Origin of the sequence: Brachybacterium paraconglomeratum (assembly GCF_039541415.1) — a bacterium.
GTDB classification, from domain to species: Bacteria; Actinomycetota; Actinomycetes; order Actinomycetales; family Dermabacteraceae; genus Brachybacterium; species Brachybacterium paraconglomeratum_A.
This window is the reverse complement of sequence record NZ_BAABGE010000002.1, coordinates 859,587-877,745: the sequence shown is the minus strand read 5'-3', so window position 1 is coordinate 877,745 and position 18,159 is coordinate 859,587. Positions and strand designations below refer to the sequence as shown.

The window sequence follows — 18,159 nt, the reverse complement described above, 5'->3', positions numbered from 1 at the left end:
CCGGGATCAGGCCAGTTGCATGGCCACGTCAGTAGCAGGGCCGAGCGGACAGCAGTGTCGGGCCGGCGCAAGGGGTGGGCACCGCCGGGGAGCGGTCATCGATCCCGCAGCAGTGCCGTCCAGAGTACGCGGCTCCGCGATCGCGCCCTCGGGACGCACCGAGCCGGGTCGGTGCCGCTCAGGCGCAGTCGTTCTGGACAATGGTGGCATCCTCGAGGTCCTCGATGATGGTGACCCCGGTGAAGTTGCCTGTCTTCACGTCGACGCAGTAGGCGTAACTCAGTGAGGTCGTGCTGCGCAGGGCCACTGCGAGCTCGCCCTTGCCGTCGAGGGTGGCGGCTCCATCGACCTCGAAGGCCACCTCGATCGGTGCCGCGGCACCGGCCTCATCGTGCGCTGTTCCGCCGGTCGCTGAGCCACTCGGGGTGAACTCCGCCGTCCCCGTCCCGTACACCATCCACAAGAAGGCGTCGCTCCGATGCAGCTCGATATGAGCCGGCTCCGTCAGCGCCCAGGTGCCCTGCACCGCAGTGGTCGCGGGAGCTCCCGTCGGCGCCTCGGGCACCGCGAAGGGGCATCCCGCGGGCGCCGACGAGGTTTCGGTCGCGCAGTGCTCGAGCGCTGCGTCGATCTGGCGCTGCACCTCCTGCAGCCCGTCCTCGGAGAGGTCGTACTGCAGGCCGCTGAGGGGCTTGCGCCAGTTCCCGAAGGTGGGCGGGGCTTCGAACGCGAGCGGTGACGCCTCCAACCAGCGCCGCGCCCCGGGCAGGGAGATCTCGTAGGTCCCGGGCAGGAGCTGCACCGTGACCCGTGACGCGTACGGATCGCCGGTGATGGCGAGCTGGGCGATCGGGAAGGAGACGCCGTTGATCGCGATCTCCTGTGCCCCGAACGGCACGTCGATCACGAATTCAGGCAGTGCCACCGGCGTCAGCTCCCAGGCCAGGGGCGAGAAGGGACCGGCATCGGCCGCGGTCAGGGAGAAGACGGCCTCGCCGCTGGCCGCAGCGGTATGCAGCGAAGCGGTGACGCGGGCGGTGTCCGCCGTGACCTCGACGTGCTGGATCTCGAAGGACTCGAGCTGGTCGTGCGCCTCACGGAGCACCTGCGCGGTGAGGGCCGCGGCGCTGGCATCCGCGGCGTGCTCGGCCTGTGCGAGCACGGTCTCCAGGTCGCCGTCGATCACTGCGTGGAGGAAATCTGCAGTCACCCGTTCCGGTCCGGCGGTGGTGCTGAGCAGCCTCGGCAGGCCGACGAACAGGGCGGCCACCAGGGCGAGCACGGAGCCGATCGCGAGCAACCGCCGCGTGCGGGTCGAGAGTCGACGTGGGGCCGCGCCCTCAGGCGGGGCGGAGGATCCGGTCGGGTCCGAGGGCCCGGTCGGGCTCGCCGACGCAGGCTCGTCGCCCCAGCCGAGCGGCAGAGCGCGCCCCGCTGCGCGGTCACGTCCTCCCGTGCGGTCGCGTCCTCGCGCCCCCATGCGTTCCTCTCCCCAGCCCCCGTCAGGTTCCCGCTACAGCGCGCCCTTGCCCGCCTTCTCCCGAGCACGATCGGCGAAGCTCACGCCCATCGCGGCCAGGGTGAGCGCCATGATAATCACCAGGGCGATGGTGAACGCCTCGAGCCAGTCGGTGCCGCCCAGGGTGAGGGAGAAGATGATGCCCGGGATCATCGCGGTGCCGATCGCGGCGCCGGTGCGCTGACCCAGCTGCAGGATGCCGCCGGCGACGCCGCCGAATCGCGGGTCCACAGAGTTCAGGGTGAGGGTCTGGTTCGGGGAGATGGTCATGCCCTGGCTGAGGCCCATCAGCGTCAGCGGCACAGCGAGCCACCAGAAGGCGATCATCTGGTTCTCCACGAAACCGGTCAGCACCGTGGTGCCGGCCAGGCCCACGAAGGCGACGCCGAAGCCCACGATCACCATCCGTCGCCCGAAGGTGAGCACATAGCGGCCGGAGATCTGGGAACTGATCGCGGCGGCGATCGAGGAGGGCACGCCCATCAGCGAGGCCTCGAAGGCGGTGTGGCCCAGATGCATCTGCAGATACAGCGGCACGATGATCCACACGCTGGTGGCGCCCAGGAAGTACACCGAGACGATGAGGATGCCGTTGCGGAAAGCTTTGTTCGCGAAGATCGCGGTGTCCACCATCGGGCTGCGGCCGGAGCGCCGGTAGCGCCGCTCCCACACCCACCACAGGCCCAGCATCAGCAGACCGGCCGGGAAGGACATCCACACCAGTGCATGCCCGCCGCGCTCGAGGAAGGGCAGCATCACCCCCAGGATCGCCAGGCACAGCAGCAGCGCGCCGACCGGGTCGAGGTCCGGGCGGCCCTTCCCGCGGGCCTTGTCGTCCGGGATGTATCTGAAGGCGCCGACGATCGCGATCACGCCGATCGGCGCGTTCATCAGGAACATCCAACGCCAGCCCCATTCCGGCCCCAGCAGCTGGATCAGCGCCCCGCCGACGACCGGGCCGATCGCGGTCGCGACCGCGACGGTGGTGGCCAGCAGCGCGAAGGCCCGCGCGCGGTCCTGGCCCCGGAAGTGCTGCTGGATGAGCGCGACCGTCTGCGGGTTCAGCAGGCCCGAGCCGATGCCCTGCAGGATGCGGGCGAGGTTGAGCATCTCGACGCTCGGCGCGAGACCGGACAGCAGCGAGCCGAGGGTGAAGATCCCGACGCCGATGATGAACATCCGTCGGCGTCCGGTGGCATCGCCGGCCCGGCCGGCGGGCACCAGCAGCATGCCGAAGGCGAGCGCGTAGCCGGAGATCACCCATTGCAGGTCGCCGGTATCCGCGTCGAGCCCTTCGCCGATCGCGGTGAGGCCCACGTTGATGACGCTCACGGCGATCAGGGCCATGAACAGCGGGGCGAGGAGGACGGCGAGGAGGGGCTTGCGACGCACCGGTGGGGTCAGCGCGCTGGGGTCAGGGATCACCCGGTCACCCTATGCACTCAGTGCAGGTTTGAGGAGGGTGGGGTGACCGGTGGGACACCGCGGTCGGGCCGGGCAGCGCGCCCGCCCCGTGGACATGGGCCCGCCCCGTGGACATGGGGAGGACTCCCCATCGACAGTGCCCTGGACGTCCAGACAGGATGGACGACGGGCGTCGTTGCGGGGGTTATGCGGGGTCGCCCGCGGCTCAGACACCGAGCGGCTCAGACTACAAGGGGGCAGTGCATGTTCTACGGGGCGAATACGACCGAGCTCGCTGCCTTCGCTCGCCGCTGCGATGCGGGCGCACAAGCCCTCGATCAGCTCCTGCAGGGTCTGGACGGGGTGGTGCTCTCCGCAGACTGGCAGGGACCGGATGCGGACTCCCTGCGCGACACGTGGGCGTCTCACGCCGCACCAGCTCTGGGACGGGCCACTGCAACGCTGAAGGGGTACAGCGCAGAGGTCACGACCCACGCCCAGGAGCAGGACGTGGCCTCCGCCGGGAAGGGGCCCGGCGCGGCCGGAGGAGGAGGGTCAGCGGTCGATCCCGCGCCTGCCGGCTGGAGAGACCCCTTGGGACCGGATCCGTTCAGCGCATTTCAGATCTTCGGCGGGCTCAGCGGTCGCCCAGTGCCCTCCGGCTTCTTCGCCGGCGATGGCATCGGGTTCGGCGGCATGGGGCTGTCCCAGGAGATCGCCGGGATCGCCCCTGGCGAGCCCGACATGGGCGGCGACTTCTGGGACTGGGTCCTCGGCAAGCGGGACTCTCCGCTGCCTGACCTGCCCGGGGATTCCGACAAGGAGAGTCCACAGACGGGGGACCCTGGGGATATCGACCTCGGGGATCTGGGTCACGGCGACGAGCCGAGGACCCCACCGACCGAGCCGACGAAGCCCGCGAACTGGCCAGATGACATGCCGTGGCCGCCCACCAACCAGGCGCCCGTCGACGATGACGGACAGTACGTCTATGGCGACGAGGGATACGGAAGCACCGGCGACGCGACGAACGATGACCGCCCCGTGGGAACGCGCACCGATGAAGGCGGCGAGGTGGCCGTCGGCACCGGAGGTGGATACGTCAAAGGGAAATGGGGCTTCAGCGAAGGCATCAACGTCACGGAGGACGAGCACGGCAACGTCACCGTGACTGTCGGCTCGCGGGGCGGCGCGCAGGTCGAGGCTGGTGGCGGCAGTGATGACGGCACCGGCGTCACCGGCACCGGTACTGCCGAGGGCTACGCCGAAGGCGGCTTGACCGTCGGACCAGACGGTTACGGGATCGGCTGGCGCGCCGGTGGTGAGGTGACCGGAAGAGGCAGCTACGCGGAGACCAATGAGGACGGCAGCTCCTCGATCTACACCGTCGAGGCGACCGCGGAAGCCGGCGCCCATGCCTCCCACTACGGCCACCGGGTCCGTAACGGCGATGGCGAGGTCACAGGGTGGGCCTCCGGATTCGATGTCGGGGGCGGCGCCTCCGCTGGATACAGCTACACCGAGGAGCACATCAGCCCCAACGGGTGGTTCCAGCACTCCACCACGCAGAGTGAATCAGCCGGCAAGAGCGTCGGGCTCAGCGGGCATGCCGTGGTCAGCACCGACGAGATCTCGATCTCCGTGGGTGGAGGGATCCCGGGCGTTGACACCGGCCCCTTCAGCGGTGCGTCCTTCGGAATCAACCCGAATCGGATCGTGGAGGACATCTCGGGCGGCGCGTTCGATGCTGACGACGTGGTCGAGAAGTTCAATGAGTTCTCGCCGTACGAGAACCCGGCTCTGCCTGCCTGGGCATGATCGGGTGCTCCCAGGGCAGGAGAATGGTGACGAACGATCGGCCTCGTGGCGGTCAGACCAGGTGCCACAGCGCGCACCGTCTCAGCGAAACAGTCGCCGCAGGACCCGCCGCTTGACCCCGGTGTACGGCGGGTAGACGAGCTTCAGGGTGTCCGGGGCTAGCGGCTTCTTGACCACGGGCTTGGCGTGGGTGAACGCCTCGAACCCGGCGCGGCCGTGATAGGCGCCCATCCCGGACTCCCCGACCCCGCCGAAGGGCATGCCTGTCGTGCCCACGTGCGCGAGGGTCAGGCCCAGGGCGAGCGATCCGGAGGAGGTCTCCTCGGCGAAGCGCTCCTCGATGTCCCGCCTCGGGGTAAAGGCGTAGGCGGTCAGCGGCTTCTCCCCGGCGCGGATGCGGGCGATCGCCTCGTCGGGACCTGAGACGGTGAGGATCGGCAGCACGGGGCCGAAGATCTCCTCCCCCATCACCGCATCGTCCCAGCCCACCTCGGTCATGATCGTGGGAGGGATGAAGCGGGTGTCGCGGTCGGCCGTGTCGGTGCCGCCGCAGATGGCCTTGTCGTCGTCGATCAGGGCGAGCACCCGGTCGAAGTGCTTGGTGTTGACGAGCCGCCCGTAGTCGAGGCTGCGCTCGGGCTTGCCGCTGTACAGAGCGCGCACCGCCTTGCGGAGGTGGGGCAGCAGGCGCTGCACGGTGCGCGGGGTGGCCATCAGGTAGTCCGGGGCGATGCACGTCTGCCCGGCGTTGGTGAACTTCCCCCAGACGATCCGGCGTGCGGTGACGGCGAGATCCGCTCCCTCGTCCACGAACACCGGCGACTTCCCGCCCAGCTCGAGCACGGTGGGGGTGAGATGCTCGGCCGCGGCGCGGGCCACGATTCTGCCCACGGTCCCGTTGCCGGTGTAGAAGATCAGGTCGAAGCGCTGCTCGAGCAGGATCGTGGTCTCCTCCACCGCCCCTTCGATCACCCGCACCCAGGCGGGATCGAGGTGGGTGCGCAGCAGGTGGGCGAGCGCGGCGGAGGTTGCCGGCGCCACCTCGCTGGGCTTCACGATCGCGGTGTTGCCCCCGGCGATCGCGGCGACCAGCGGCGCGAGGGTGAGGTTCACCGGATAGTTCCACGGCGAGATGATCAGCGTGGTGCCGAGCGGTTCGCGGCGCAGTTCCCCGGTGGCGGGGGCCAGCATCGCTCCGAGGGAGAGCCGCTCGGGTCGCTGCCAGCTGCGCAGATGCTTGATCGTGTGCGCGATCTCCTGGGCCACTACCCCGAGCTCGGTCAGCGCACTCTCGGTGCGGGACTTGCCGAGGTCCTCGGCGAGCGCGCGGGCAAGGCGCGGCTCCTCCTTGCGCAGGCCGAGGCGGAGCGCCTCGAGCTGGGCGAGGCGGGCGGCGAGGGGCCGGGTGGTGCCGGCGTCGAAGGACTCCCGAAGGGCGGTGACCTCCGCCTGGATCCGGGAGCGCAGGGCATCCGCGGCAGGGGCGGTGAGCTCGGCGGAGGTCTGATCAGTGGCGGTGTCGTGCGCATCGTTCGACATGACCCCAGCGTAGATCTCGGTGCTGGGCATCGGCAGGACGGGATGACGATCACCTGCCAGGATCGTCGCCGATTCCGCCGCGGGCGTCCCCGTCACGGACAATGGAGGGTGATGACGGTCCGACGTCCGGGCCGGCGAGGAGGGCTCTGACGATGACCGTGCTGCTGGCCGCGCCGATCCTGCTGACACTGACGCTGCTGGTCTCCGGCCTGGCGAAGCTCGGTGCACGGCAGGGCACCGAGGATGCGATGACGTCGCTGCGGCTGCCGCTGCGCAGTTTCCACCGCTCGGTCGCCAACCTGCTGCCGGTGGCGGAGATCGTGCTGGCCCTGGGGCTGTGGGTGCCCTCCGTGCCGCTGCAGGCGCTGACCGCGATGCTCGTGGCGCTGCTGATGGTGGCCTACCTCGTCATCATCGCCAGGGCACTGACCTTCGGCGAGCCGGTCGAATGCTCATGCTTCGGCACGCTCGCCTCCCCGACCGTCTCACGCACCACCCTGGGCCGCAACCTGGTGCTCATGCTGCTCGCGATCATCACGCTGCTCGCGGCGAGCAGCGGAGCGATGACTCTCGCGCTGGTGCAGGTGCCGCTGTCGCTGGTGGGGCTCGGGATCGCGTTGCTGCTCGCGATCGTGCTCACCGTCCTCACTCTCGGAGGGTTCGCCGACGGCGCTGCCGCAGCGCGATCGACCGGTGGACCGGTCGAGGGACGAACCCAGACTCCGGCTGGGCCGCGAGCCGGGGCACCGGCAGGAGTGCAGACGGCGCTGGCGGCGGCACCGACGGCCGATGGGCGGGCCCCCGAGCTGGCCAGTGCAGAGACCGCTGAGGAGCCCGCCGACGAGGAGCTGCTGGACTACGAGCGTGCCGCGATCCCCGGCGGAGTGCTCCAGCAGCCGAGTGGGCGCCTGATCACCCTCACCCAGCTCACCGCCCAGAGCGCGGCGCTGCTGATCTTCGTCTCCGAAGGCTGCGGGCCCTGCGAGCGGGTGCTGGACCGGGCCGACGGCTGGATCGACTCACTGTCCCCGTTCATGCAGGTGAAATTCGTCTTCTCACGGCCGATCGACCAGCTGCGGGAGCGCACCACGCAGCGCGTGGGTGAGCACGCGATGCATGATCTGCAGTTCACCGCCCGCAGCACGCTCGGAGGCAGGACCGCACCCTCCGCGGTGCTGCTGGGCGCCGACGGGCTGCTCGCCGGCGGACCGGTCGACGGTGGCAGTGCGGTGATCGAATTCGTGGAGGCGATCCAGGAACAGCTGGCCGGCGCGGCGCATGGTGCGCCGGACGGCGCGGAACTCAGCCCGCCTGCACGGTGATGCTGCGCGGGGGTGGTGATGTCCGCGGGTGCGGCCATCCCGCGCCCGTAGGTGCCCACCTCACGCTGGCCTGCGCGAATTATGCAGCGCTGGCCTGCGCACATCACGGCACACTGGCCTGTGCGAAGCTGCCGGCGCCCCAGGCACGCAGCGGTCCGTCGGCCGCCGGGACGAAGACCGCCTGGCCAGCCCGCAGCGGATGGCTCCCGGCAGAGGTCACCAACGTGGTCGCTCCCCCGAGGCCCAGCACGATCCGGGGCCCAGTGCCGGGGATCGGATGCGGCTCGATCGGTGACCCGAGCGGGTCGGTGAGCTCCGTGACGGCGAGCTCGAAGTCGTCGACCGGGGCGTAGTAGGCGATCGAGGTGGGATTCTGCCGCTCCGGGGCGACCCGCAGCGGAGGCGTGGCGGTGACGCTCACGCATTGCAGGACCTCATCGGCATCGACCCGCTTCGGGGTCAGGCCTGCACGCAGCACGTTGTCGCTGGCCGCCATGATCTCGATCCCGGTGCCGCGGATGTACGAGTGCAGCGCCCCGGCGGGCACGAACATCGCCTCCCCGGGCTGCAGGGACACCGGGTTCAGCAACAGGGCTGCGACCACTCCCGAATCTCCAGGGTGGTGCTCCGCCAGCAGGGTCACGGAGCGGTCGATGCGTGGAGACGGGGAGGTCCCGGCCTCGGACCGAGCCCTGCAGGCCTCAACCACCTCGTCCACCGCGGAGGTGGCCGGCCGCAGCGAGGTGGAGACCAGAGTGCGGAAGGCGGCACGCATGCCGTGAGCGGTGGGGTTCTCGATCAGCAGGCGGTGCAGCCGGTCGGTGAGATCGGTCCCGAGCCCGTCGAGGATCACCGCGGCACGGCGCGGAGTGCGGAATCCGCACAGCGCGGTGAACGGCGTCAGCGCGATCAGCATCTCGGGCTTGTGGTTCGCGTCCCGATAGGTGCGGAGCGGCGAGTCCAGGGCGATCCCGGCAGCGCTCTCCGCGGCGAAGGACTCCGCGGCATGCTCCCGGGTGGGGTGCACCTGCAGCGAGAGCGGCCGTTCCGCGGCGATCACCTTGAGCAGATAGGGAAGCCGGCCGCCGAACGCTCGGGCGACGTCGCTGCCGAGCATCCGATCGGGCTCGGCGGCGAGCACCTCATCCAACCGGGCCCCACCGGGGACGGTCGCCGGCGCCAGCGGATGCGCACCGAACCAGACCTCTGCCCAGGGCTCGCCGTCGGCCTCCTGTCCCAGGAAATCGGGCAACGCCGTCTTCGAGCCCCACTCGTAGTGCTGGAGGTGGCCGGTCAGGTCGAACATGCTCACGTACTGCCCTCGAGGATCTGCGCGATCAGTCGAGCCGGCTCGTCGGCACCGACCGTCGGCGGCGCAGTCTGCTCCTCGCCGAGCGGACGCATCCCGTAGCGCTCCCAATGCTCACCGACCCAGGCGGGCGCGCGCGGAGCATGGACCCAAGCCGGGAGCCCCCGCACCGCGGCCTCGAGAATATCGGCGGAGAACACGGAGACCACGGGCCGGTGCTGTTCGGCCACGGTGAGCGAGGGATCCTGGAGCTCGACGCCGCGTCGGCGCAGCAGCGCGTGGGCGGCGCGGGCGGCCCGGTCGGTCTCCTGCGGGCCGGGCTGGTAGAGAGCGCCGGTGGAGCGGCAGTATCCGTGGGCGGCCGCGAGGGTGATGCGACGCGGCAGTTCGATCGCCGAGAGCTGGCCCAGGAAGACCGGGCGCTCCTCGCGCACCGGCTCGGTCCCGGTCGCATCGTGGCCCGCCTGCCACAGCCGCTGGGAGCCGACCACCCGCACCTCGACGTCGTCGCGGTCAGCGCGATGGAACTCGCCATCCTCGTCGCTCCAGGCCAGCAGGGTGGTCTGAGGTGGCAGCGGGGGCGCGAACGGAGTGAGCACATCATGCTGGACGACGGCGCCAGGGACGTCCGCCTCACGCGCCCAGGCATGCAGGCTGCGCCCCACCTCCTGGTCCCAGCCGAGGGTGAGCACCGAGGTGATGCCGAGGCCGTCCAGCGCGGCGGCCGGGACATCCAGGCGCTGGTGCTGCCACTGGGGACCGTTCAGCTCCTCCAGGGCCAGACCAACGGGCGTGATCACGAGCGCCGAGCCCTGGATGTAGGGCAGCACTGCGGGGAGCCCACCGTGCTTCGCCCCTGCAGCGGTGTCGATGCCGAGCAGCGTGCGGGCCGAGCCATCCCCCTCGCGGGTGTGCAGCACATAGCCCTGCGGGGCCAGCGCCCGCGGTCCGGAGGCGGACTGGGTCCGGTGGATGCCGGGTATCCGGCGCCGGGAACTGCGCCACTCCTGCCAGCGTTCGAGGCTGCGCGGATGGATCAGAGCCATGGTCGGCGCCCCCTTCTGACATGCGATCTCTCCCGAGAGCCCAGCATTCCACACCCTGCTGCCGGTGACGGGCGGAACGGAGGGGTGCCGTGCCAGCTCGAGGTGCCGATCGGGGTTCAGGATGTCGGCGAGGCGCTCGTCGCCCGCTGCTGCGCGAGGTGATCGGCGAGTGCTGCCAGCTGCTCCCGCGGCACGAACCCCGTGGACCGGATCTTCGTGAGATCCAGGGCGGAGCGGGCAGGTCTGGGGGCGATCCCGTCCTTGCCTGCGTAGTACTCAGCGGTGCTCACGGTTCGTACCCGGGCTGGGTCATGACCGGTCAGGGCGAAGACTTCGGCAGCGATCTGTGCCCAGCTCAAAGGGTCGCCGTCATTGGTGAGGTTGTACGCCCCGGGGGCGGGACGGGTCGTGACCAGATGGTCGATCCCTGCGGCGAGATCGGTGGTGACGGCGAGCCGGCCGATCTGGTCATCGACCACCACGGGGTCGACGCCGCGCTCGGCGAGGCTCGCCATGGTCGCGACGAAGTTGCTGCCCTCCCCTATCACCCAGCTGGTACGGAGGAGATAGTGCGAGGGCAGGGTCGCGACGAGCTGGTCGCCGGCGGCTTTGGTCTGCCCGTAGACCCCGAGCGGGCTCGGCGGCTCGTCCTCGTCATGCAGCACGGCGGCGCCATCGAAGACGTAGTCGCTCGAGACGTGGACGAGCGTGGCCCGGTGGGTGCGTGCGGCCTCGACCAGGCGACCGACGGCGGTGACGTTCACCGCCCACGCCTCCCGCCTGCCCGCTGGCGTCTCGGCAGTGTCGACGGCGGTGTACGCAGCCGCGTTGACGATCACCCCGTAGGGGGAGAAGTCGAAGGCCTCAAGGCTCGCGGGATCGGCGAGGTCCAGGCGGTCCCGGCCCACGATGTCCACGTCGGAGCGGCCCTTCCAGAGCGCGGCCAGGGCCCGACCCAGTTGGCCGTTCCCGCCGATCACCAGGGTGCGGCGCGGCGGCACGGGGACCACGTCCGCAAGCCGCGGGTGGTGCTGGTCCTTCGCGGAGAGCTCGGCGTCTGCTAGCGGGATCGGCCAGGGGATCGCAGCGGTCTCATCGGCCAGGTGCAGGAAGGTGTACTGCGTCTGCGCCGCCTCGGACCAGTGATCGTTGACGAGATAGGTGTAGGCGGCCGGCGCCTCGAGCGTCTGGAAAGCGTTGCCCACCCCGCGCGGCACGAAGATCGCCACCTCAGGACCGATCTCGCGCCAGTACCTCGCCCCGAACGAGGGCCCCTCACGCAGGTCCACCCAGGCTCCGAAGACCCGCCCGGTCGCCACCGAGATGTACTTGTCCCACGGTTCCGCGTGGATCCCGCGGGTCACGCCGACGGCCTGGTTGAAGGAGATGTTGTTCTGCACCGGACCGAGATCGGGCAGGCCCGCGGCGAGCATCTTCTCCCGCTGCCAGTTCTCCTTGAACCAGCCCCGCGCATCGCCATGCACGGGCAGGTCGATCACCAGCAGCCCCGGGATCTCGGTGGTGTGCACAGCCAGCTCGCTCATCGGGTCCTCTCGATCGCAGGAGGCGGGAGGAGCGATCGCGACATCACTGCCCGACGGCCTGGTACTTCGCCTCGGTGGCCGCCTTCTGCGGACGCCACCATGCCTCATTATCGCGGTACCACAGGATGGTCGACGCGAGGCCTGCCTCGAAGTCCCGGAAGCGGGGAACCCATCCCAGCTCCTCACGCAGCGCCGTCGCGTCGATCGCGTAGCGCAGGTCGTGGCCGGGCCTGTCGGTGACGTGGTCGTAGTCGTCGCTCTCCCGGCCCATCATCCCCAGGATCAGCTCCACGACTTCTTTGTTGTTCTTCTCCCCATCAGCCCCGATGAGGTAGGTCCGGCCGATCTCCCCCGCCTGCAGGATGCGCAGCACGGCGCTGGAGTGGTCATCGGCATGGATCCAGTCGCGCACGTTGAGCCCTGCCCCGTAGAGGCGGGGCCGGATCCCGTCGATCAGGTTCGTGATCTGGCGCGGGATGAACTTCTCCACGTGCTGACGCGGACCGTAGTTGTTCGAGCAGTTCGAGATCGTCGCCTCGATCCCGAAGGACCGCACCCATGCCCGCACCAGCAGATCGCTGCCGGCCTTGGTGGCCGAGTACGGACTGGAGGGGTTGTACGGGGTGAACTCGGTAAACCGCTCCGGGGTGTCCAGCGCCAGGTCGCCGTACACCTCGTCGGTCGAGATGTGGTGGAAGCGGGTCCCATGCCTGCGCACCGCCTCCAGCAGAGTGAAGGTGCCGATCAGGTTGGACTGCAGGAACGGCGCGGGATCATCCAGCGAGTTGTCGTTGTGGGACTCCGCCGCGTAGTGGACCACCACATCAGCCTCTGCGACCAGCGGGTCCACCACCGCCGCATCCGCCACATCCCCCACCACCAGGCGCACCCGGGAGGAGGGCAGATCTGCGAGCGATGACCGATGGCCTGCATAGGTGAGCTTGTCCAGCACGGTCACGGTGTCATCCGTGTGCTCCATGACGTGATGGACGAACGCAGAACCGATGAACCCGGCCCCACCGGTGACCAGCAGATGGCGGGTGGTCATGCCGTGGCCCGCAGCGCCGCTGCCGAGGGGCTGAGATCGAGGGGACGGTCCGCGAGCTCGCGTTCGAGGGCGTCGAGCAGGAATCGCCCATAACCGGACTTCACCAGCGGGAGCGCCCGTTCGCGCAGCTCCTCGTCACTGAGATATCCCATCCGCCAGGCCACCTCCTCGGGGGCGCCGATCGTCAGCCCCTGCCGCTGCTGGACCGTGCGGATGAAGTCGCCGGCAGCTGCCAGGTCATCGAAGGTGCCGGTGTCCAGCCAGGCGGTGCCGCGGGTGAGCACCTCGACGTGCAGGGAGCCGTCCTCGAGATAGCCCCGGTTCAGATCGGTGATCTCGAGCTCCCCACGCTCCGAGGGACGCAGCGCCTTCGCGCGCTCCACGACCGTCTCGTCGTAGAAGTACAGGCCCGGCACCGCATAGTTGGAGCGAGGGGCCGACGGCTTCTCCTCGAGGGAGACCGCCCGACCGTCCTGCCCCATCTCCACCACGCCATAGGCGCGGGGGTCGTTGACCCAGTAGCCGAACACCGCAGCGCCCACGAGGTCCTCGTAGCGTCGCAGCTGAGCTCCCATGCCCTGCCCGTAGAACAGGTTGTCACCCAGCACCAGGGCGGCCTTTCCTCCCTGGAGGAACTCCTCGCCGAGGGTGAAGGCCTGCGCCAGCCCATCGGGGCTCGGCTGCACGGTGTACTCCAGGTTCACACCGAAGCGCTCCCCGTTCCCCAGGACCCGCTGGAAGGCGGACTGATCCTCGGGGGTGGTGATGATCAGGATGTCCCTGATACCCGCAAGCATCAGTGTGCTCAGCGGGTAGTAGATCATCGGCTTGTCGTGGACCGGCATGAGCTGCTTGGAGACGCCGATCGTCAGCGGGTGCAGTCGCGACCCGGTGCCGCCGGCCAGAATGATCCCTCTCATGACCGCAGTATGCCAGCCTTTTCGGGCAAATGCATCCAATTCGGACATCCAGTGCGCGGAACGGGCGTCCGTCCCGTGCCGCAGGCTCCTCAGCGCGGCACGTCGCGCAGCGCTGCGTGCTTCTCACCGCGGCATGTTGCGCAGGTTCGTCGCGGCCATGTCGAGCATTTTCCCCACCCCGCCGCCGAGCACGATCTTCGTCGAGGCTTGCGCGAAGCCGCGGATCTGCTGCGCGGTGATCTTCGGAGGCATCGAGAGCGCATCCGGATCGGTCACCACATCGATCAGCACCGGGCCAGGCGTGGCGAGCGCGTCGGCGAGCTGCTTCTTCAGCTTCTTCGGGTCGGTGATGCGCACCGCCCCGATGCCGATCGCTCCGGCGATCGCCGCATAGTCGACGTCCTCATGGTCGGTGCCGTAGTCCGGCAGTCCCTCCACCAGCATCTCGAGCTTGACCATGCCGAGGCTGGAGTTGTTGAAGACGACGATCTTCATGTTCAGGTCGTGGAGCTTCACGGTCAGCAGCTCCCCCATCAGCATCCCGAGCCCGCCATCCCCGCTCATGGAGATCACCTGACGCTGCGGGAAAGCCATCGAGGCGCCGATCGCCTGCGGGAGTGCATTGGCCATGCTGCCGTGGTGCCACGAGCCGAAAAGACGACGCCGCCCGTTGGGGGTGATGTAGCGGGCGCCCCAGACGTTGCACATGCCGGTGTCGACGGTGAAGACGGCATCGTCGGTGGCGAGGTCATCGAGCGTCGCGGCGACGAACTCGGGGTGGATCGGCGTCATCTTTTCGACGTTCTTGGTGTACGCGGAGACCACGCCGGTGAGGGCCTTGTGGTGGGCCTTCAGCTGGCCGTGCAGGAAGCGGGCGTTCTTCTCCCGGGTCAGCAGCGGCATCACGGCCTGCAGGGCGAGGGCGACGTCGCCATGGATCGCGAGGTCCAGCGGCACGCGCCGGCCCAGGCGCGAGGCGTCGGCGTCGATCTGCACGATCTTCGGAGGGTTCTTCCCACCCGGCCCCGGGAGGAACTCGCTGTAGGGGAAGTCGGTGCCCAGCAGGATCACCAGATCCGCCTCATGCATGGCGTCGTAGCAGGCGCCGTAGCCGAGCAGCCCGCTCATGCCCACGTCATACGGGTTGTCATACTGCATGAACTCCTTCCCGCCGAAGGCGTGGCCGATCGGGGCCTTGACCTGCTCGGCGAGCGCGAGCACCTCCTCACGGGCGTCGCGCACCCCGGCCCCGGTGAAGAGGGTGACGGTGCTGGCGGCGTCGATCAGCTCGGCGAGGCGGCCGACGGGCGCTGCGGCGGGCTGAACGTAGCCGAGGTCGGTGGCGAGGTCGCGGGTCAAGGGCCCGTCGACCTCCTCATCCGCCACATCGCCGGGCAGCACCAGCACGGAGACGCCCTGCTTCGCGATCGCCGTCTGGACGGCGATGTGAAGCATGGTCGCGCCGTGGGCGCCGGAGTGGACCATCTCGCAGAAGTGGGAGCACTCCTGGAAAAGGGCCTCAGGATGCGTCTCCTGGAAGAAGCCGGTGCCGATCTTCTCCGAGGGGATGTGCGAGGCGATCGCGAGCACGGGCGCACCATCACGGTGGGCATCGAACAGTCCCTGGATGAGGTGGGTGTTGCCCGGCCCGCAGGACCCGGCGCAGACGGCGAGCTTCCCGGTCAGGCGCGCCTCGGCGCCGGCGGCGAAGGCTCCGGCCTCCTCGTTGCGCACGTGTACCCAGTCGATGCCCTCGGTGGTGCGCACGGCGTCCACCACTGGGTTCAGCGAGTCCCCGACCACCCCGTAGATGCGCTCGACGCCGAGATCGCGGAGCTGGGTGACGAGGAGCTGGGCGAAGGTGCTGCGGGTCATGCGGGGCCTCCTGAAGGGGTGCGTCCGAGGTGGGTACCGGCCACAGGCGCGGTGCCCATCCTGTTCACCCTAGCCCCGGCGGCCGGTGGCGCACGAGGCACAGGCCGATCGGTAGGCCCTCACACCGGCGGACGCACTTGCACTGGCACTGGCACTGGCACTGGCACTGGCACTGGCACTGGCACCAGTGTCGGCGTCGGCGCGAAGCTCTCAGTCGCCGACCGGCTCCTCGAGCGAACTCTCAGCGTCGTCGGCTGCGGGCTCCGTGGTGGGGCTGAACCGCACCGTCTGCACCCGGCGTTCGTCGACCTCGACCACCTCGAGCACTCCGCCGTCGATATCTACGGTGTCCCCCGCCGCAGGGATCCTGCCCAGCTGAGCCATCAGGAAACCGCCGACGGTCTCGTATCCGCCGGTGTCCGGCAGGGCGATGTCGGTCGCAGATTCGAACTCCTGCAGGATCAGCCCGCCCTCGAAGGTGCCGTCGGCCGCGACGATTCGATCCAGACCACCAGGAACGGGCCAGCTGTCGCGATCGAACTCGTCGTAGATCTCGCCCACCAGCTCTTCGAGCAGATCCTCGAGGGTCACGATGCCGTCGGTGCCGCCGTACTCGTCCACCACCACGGCGATCTGGTCGGCGTGGGCGCGCATCCGGTTCAGGGCCTCGAGCACCTGGACGGTGCCGGGTATGTGCTCGATGGGCCGCACCAGCGCCGCCAGCGACGTCTCCTCAGGCTTCTCGACCAGCAGCATGTCGCGCACGTGGACGAAGCCGAGCACGTCGTCGACATCCTCCCCGGTGACCGGATAGCGGGAGAAGCCGGTATCCCGGATCTCCTCCCGAACCTGCACGACCGTCAGCTCGCCGTCGAGGAAACGCACCTGATGGCGAGGCTGCATCACCTCGACCACAGTGCGCTCGGAGGCATCGAAGACATCGGCCAGCACCCGCGACTCCGCCTGGTCCAGCGCCTCGGAGCTGCGGACCATCGACTTGATCTCCTCGGCGGAGACCGACTCGCGGTTCGCGTGGGGATCTCCGCCCAGCAGGCGCACCACGAGGTTGGTGGAGGTGGAGAGCAGCCAGATCACCGGGCGCATCAGCTTTCCGAAGATGCTCAGCGGCGGGCCGACGATCTTGGTCATCCCCATCGCGTTCTGCATCGCCAGCCGCTTGGGCACCAGCTCGCCGAACACCAGCGAAAGGTACGCGATGACCAGGGTCATCCCGATCAGCGCGACGGTGCCCGCGGTCGCTTCCGCGAGACCCAGATCCGTCAGCAACGGCACCAGCGAGGGCGCGATCGTGGAGGCGCCGTAGGCGGAGGAGAAGAACCCGGCGACAGTCACACCGATCTGCACGGCGGAGAGGAACAGGTTCGGGTCTCTCACCATCTCCGCGGTGCGCTCGCCGCTGGCGCCGCTCTCCTCCAGCTGCTTGATCTGTGACTCGCGGAGGTTGACGATCGCCATCTCGGAGCCCGCGAACAGCCCGCCGATGAGCACGAACACGAGTACGAGGGCGAGATTCAGCAGCACGGTCCAGTCCATGGGGCAACGCTACCTGGGGCCGGCGCGGGGAACTGGGGTCATCCTGCAGAACTCACAGCATGCGCCGCTCCCAGCCGCCGCTCTTCACAGCAGCGGCAGCAGCTCCTGCCAGACGGCGCGGAGGATCTCGGCGGCGCCGCGGCCCTCCAGCCGTGAGGTGACGGTGAGGACCGCGTCCTGGGCAGGCAGCACGATCAGCAGCTGGCCCATCGCGCCGTCGGCCCGCCAGGCGCCGTCGGGCGTGCACTCCCAGACCCCGAGGCCGTAGTGGACGCTCTCCGGCTCCGCGTCTCCTGTGGCCACCCAGGTGGCGTCGGCGTGCAGCGCATCGATCCAGGCGGCGGGCACCAGCTGCGCGCCGTCGTACTCGCCGCGCTGCAGCAGGAGCCTGCCGATCCGTGCCAGCTGCCCGCTCTTGAGGTGCAGGCCAGAGGCACCCCAGCTGTAGCCGTCACGGGTGGTGTGCCATTGCGGGTTCAGGATCTCCAGCGGCGCGAACAGGCGCGGCATCAGCCAGTCGCGCATGCTCTGCCCGGTGCGCTCGGTGAGCACGCGCGAGAGCAGCAGGATCGAGCCGTTGGAGTACTCCCATCGCTGTCCCGGCTCGGCGACCAGGTCCGTGCCGAGGAACAGGCTGGAGAGATCGGGGTGGTCCCGATGCTCCTCGAGGAAGCCGAGCACCGGCGAGCCGGAGGTCATGGTCAGCAGGTGGCGCAGCCGCACCTGCTCGATGCCGCGGCCGTACCCGCCGGCCGGCGCCGGGAGATGGTCGGCCAGCAGATCCTCGGGATCCAGCAGCCCTTCCGCGGCGGCGATGCCGATGGCGAGCGCGGTCACCGTCTTGGAGACCGAGTAGATGTTCTCTGCGGTGTCGCCGGCGAAGCGGTGGCTGATCTCCTCGTGGCCGGCGCGGTGCAGGTGCAGCGCGTAGACGCCCAGATCCTGCTCGAGGATCCGCTGGCGCAGCGGGAGCAGCAGGAGCTGATCCGGGAGCGCAGCGCCGGCAGCAGCCGGAGCGGGGCTGGCAGCGGCGGCGGCGTAGATATCAGCAGGACTGGGGGCGGCGGGGCTGGACGGAGCAGCGGCAGCGTTCATGGATCGACCGTACCGCCCACCTCGCACTCCGGGATCCCTGATCTTCCCCGGATCTCCACCAAAGTCGGTGGTCAGAGCACTCCGTAACGGTAAGAATGAGCGCACTGCAGACGCCGCTCCCCTCCTCGGGCCGCTCGCAGCTCCGCAGTCCCTTCCCCCGTCGGCA

The 18,159-nt window shown here is 69.6% G+C and carries 13 protein-coding genes; 2 read left to right on the top strand and 11 right to left on the bottom strand.

Annotated features, from left to right (window positions below):
• Nucleotides 1–178: 178 nt before the first annotated feature.
• Both ABD893_RS03840 and ABD893_RS03835 read right to left on the bottom strand, forming a co-directional pair.
• Entirely contained in the window at nucleotides 179–1,480 is a 1,302-nt protein-coding gene (locus ABD893_RS03840) for a hypothetical protein (protein ID WP_345076213.1), read from the bottom strand.
• A gap of 33 nt (nucleotides 1,481–1,513) precedes the next feature.
• The gene (locus tag ABD893_RS03835; RefSeq protein WP_345076212.1) at nucleotides 1,514–2,944 is read right to left on the bottom strand and encodes an MFS transporter; all 1,431 of its coding nucleotides are present in this window, start codon (nucleotides 2,942–2,944) and stop codon (nucleotides 1,514–1,516) included.
• Nucleotides 2,945–3,187: 243 nt separating this feature from the next.
• Here ABD893_RS03835 and ABD893_RS03830 point away from each other — a divergent pair, with 243 nt between their 5' ends.
• Nucleotides 3,188–4,741 (top strand): WXG100 family type VII secretion target, encoded by a 1,554-nt coding sequence (locus ABD893_RS03830; protein ID WP_345076211.1) that lies wholly within the window; start codon nucleotides 3,188–3,190, stop codon nucleotides 4,739–4,741.
• 81 nt (nucleotides 4,742–4,822) lie between these two features.
• On the opposite strand, the gene ABD893_RS03825 is transcribed toward ABD893_RS03830, so the two are convergent.
• Complete coding sequence (locus ABD893_RS03825) at nucleotides 4,823–6,280, bottom strand: aldehyde dehydrogenase family protein (protein WP_345076210.1); 1,458 nt, start codon at nucleotides 6,278–6,280, stop codon at nucleotides 4,823–4,825.
• A gap of 152 nt (nucleotides 6,281–6,432) precedes the next feature.
• Between ABD893_RS03825 and ABD893_RS03820 the strand changes: the two genes are divergently transcribed.
• On the top strand, nucleotides 6,433–7,602 hold the full coding sequence (locus ABD893_RS03820; protein WP_345076209.1) for a MauE/DoxX family redox-associated membrane protein: 1,170 nt from the start codon (nucleotides 6,433–6,435) through the stop codon (nucleotides 7,600–7,602).
• 103 nt (nucleotides 7,603–7,705) lie between these two features.
• On the opposite strand, the gene manA is transcribed toward ABD893_RS03820, so the two are convergent.
• The 8 genes from manA to ABD893_RS03780 all read right to left on the bottom strand — a co-directional run bounded on the left by manA (nucleotide 7,706) and on the right by ABD893_RS03780 (nucleotide 17,993).
• Entirely contained in the window at nucleotides 7,706–8,908 is a 1,203-nt protein-coding gene (gene manA, locus ABD893_RS03815) for a mannose-6-phosphate isomerase, class I (protein ID WP_345076251.1), read from the bottom strand.
• A 2-nt stretch (nucleotides 8,909–8,910) separates the two neighbouring features.
• Nucleotides 8,911–9,957: a hypothetical protein gene (locus tag ABD893_RS03810; RefSeq protein WP_345076208.1), complete on the bottom strand. Its 1,047-nt coding sequence runs from the start codon at nucleotides 9,955–9,957 to the stop codon at nucleotides 8,911–8,913.
• A gap of 116 nt (nucleotides 9,958–10,073) precedes the next feature.
• Nucleotides 10,074–11,501, bottom strand: coding sequence for a sugar nucleotide-binding protein (locus tag ABD893_RS03805; RefSeq protein ID WP_345076207.1), 1,428 nt, complete (start codon nucleotides 11,499–11,501; stop codon nucleotides 10,074–10,076).
• A 43-nt stretch (nucleotides 11,502–11,544) separates the two neighbouring features.
• A complete protein-coding gene (gene rfbB, locus ABD893_RS03800) occupies nucleotides 11,545–12,549 on the bottom strand; it encodes a dTDP-glucose 4,6-dehydratase (RefSeq protein WP_345076206.1) in 1,005 nt (334 codons plus the stop codon).
• On the bottom strand, nucleotides 12,546–13,469 hold the full coding sequence (rfbA, locus tag ABD893_RS03795; protein ID WP_345076205.1) for a glucose-1-phosphate thymidylyltransferase RfbA: 924 nt from the start codon (nucleotides 13,467–13,469) through the stop codon (nucleotides 12,546–12,548). Before rfbA ends, rfbB begins: the two co-directional genes overlap by 4 nt.
• A 123-nt stretch (nucleotides 13,470–13,592) precedes the next feature.
• Complete coding sequence (locus ABD893_RS03790) at nucleotides 13,593–15,344, bottom strand: pyruvate dehydrogenase (protein ID WP_345076204.1); 1,752 nt, start codon at nucleotides 15,342–15,344, stop codon at nucleotides 13,593–13,595.
• A 210-nt stretch (nucleotides 15,345–15,554) separates the two neighbouring features.
• A complete protein-coding gene (locus tag ABD893_RS03785; RefSeq protein WP_345076203.1) occupies nucleotides 15,555–16,898 on the bottom strand; it encodes a hemolysin family protein in 1,344 nt (447 codons plus the stop codon).
• An 84-nt stretch (nucleotides 16,899–16,982) separates the two neighbouring features.
• On the bottom strand, nucleotides 16,983–17,993 hold the full coding sequence (locus ABD893_RS03780; protein WP_345076202.1) for a serine hydrolase domain-containing protein: 1,011 nt from the start codon (nucleotides 17,991–17,993) through the stop codon (nucleotides 16,983–16,985).
• Nucleotides 17,994–18,159 lie beyond the last annotated feature (166 nt).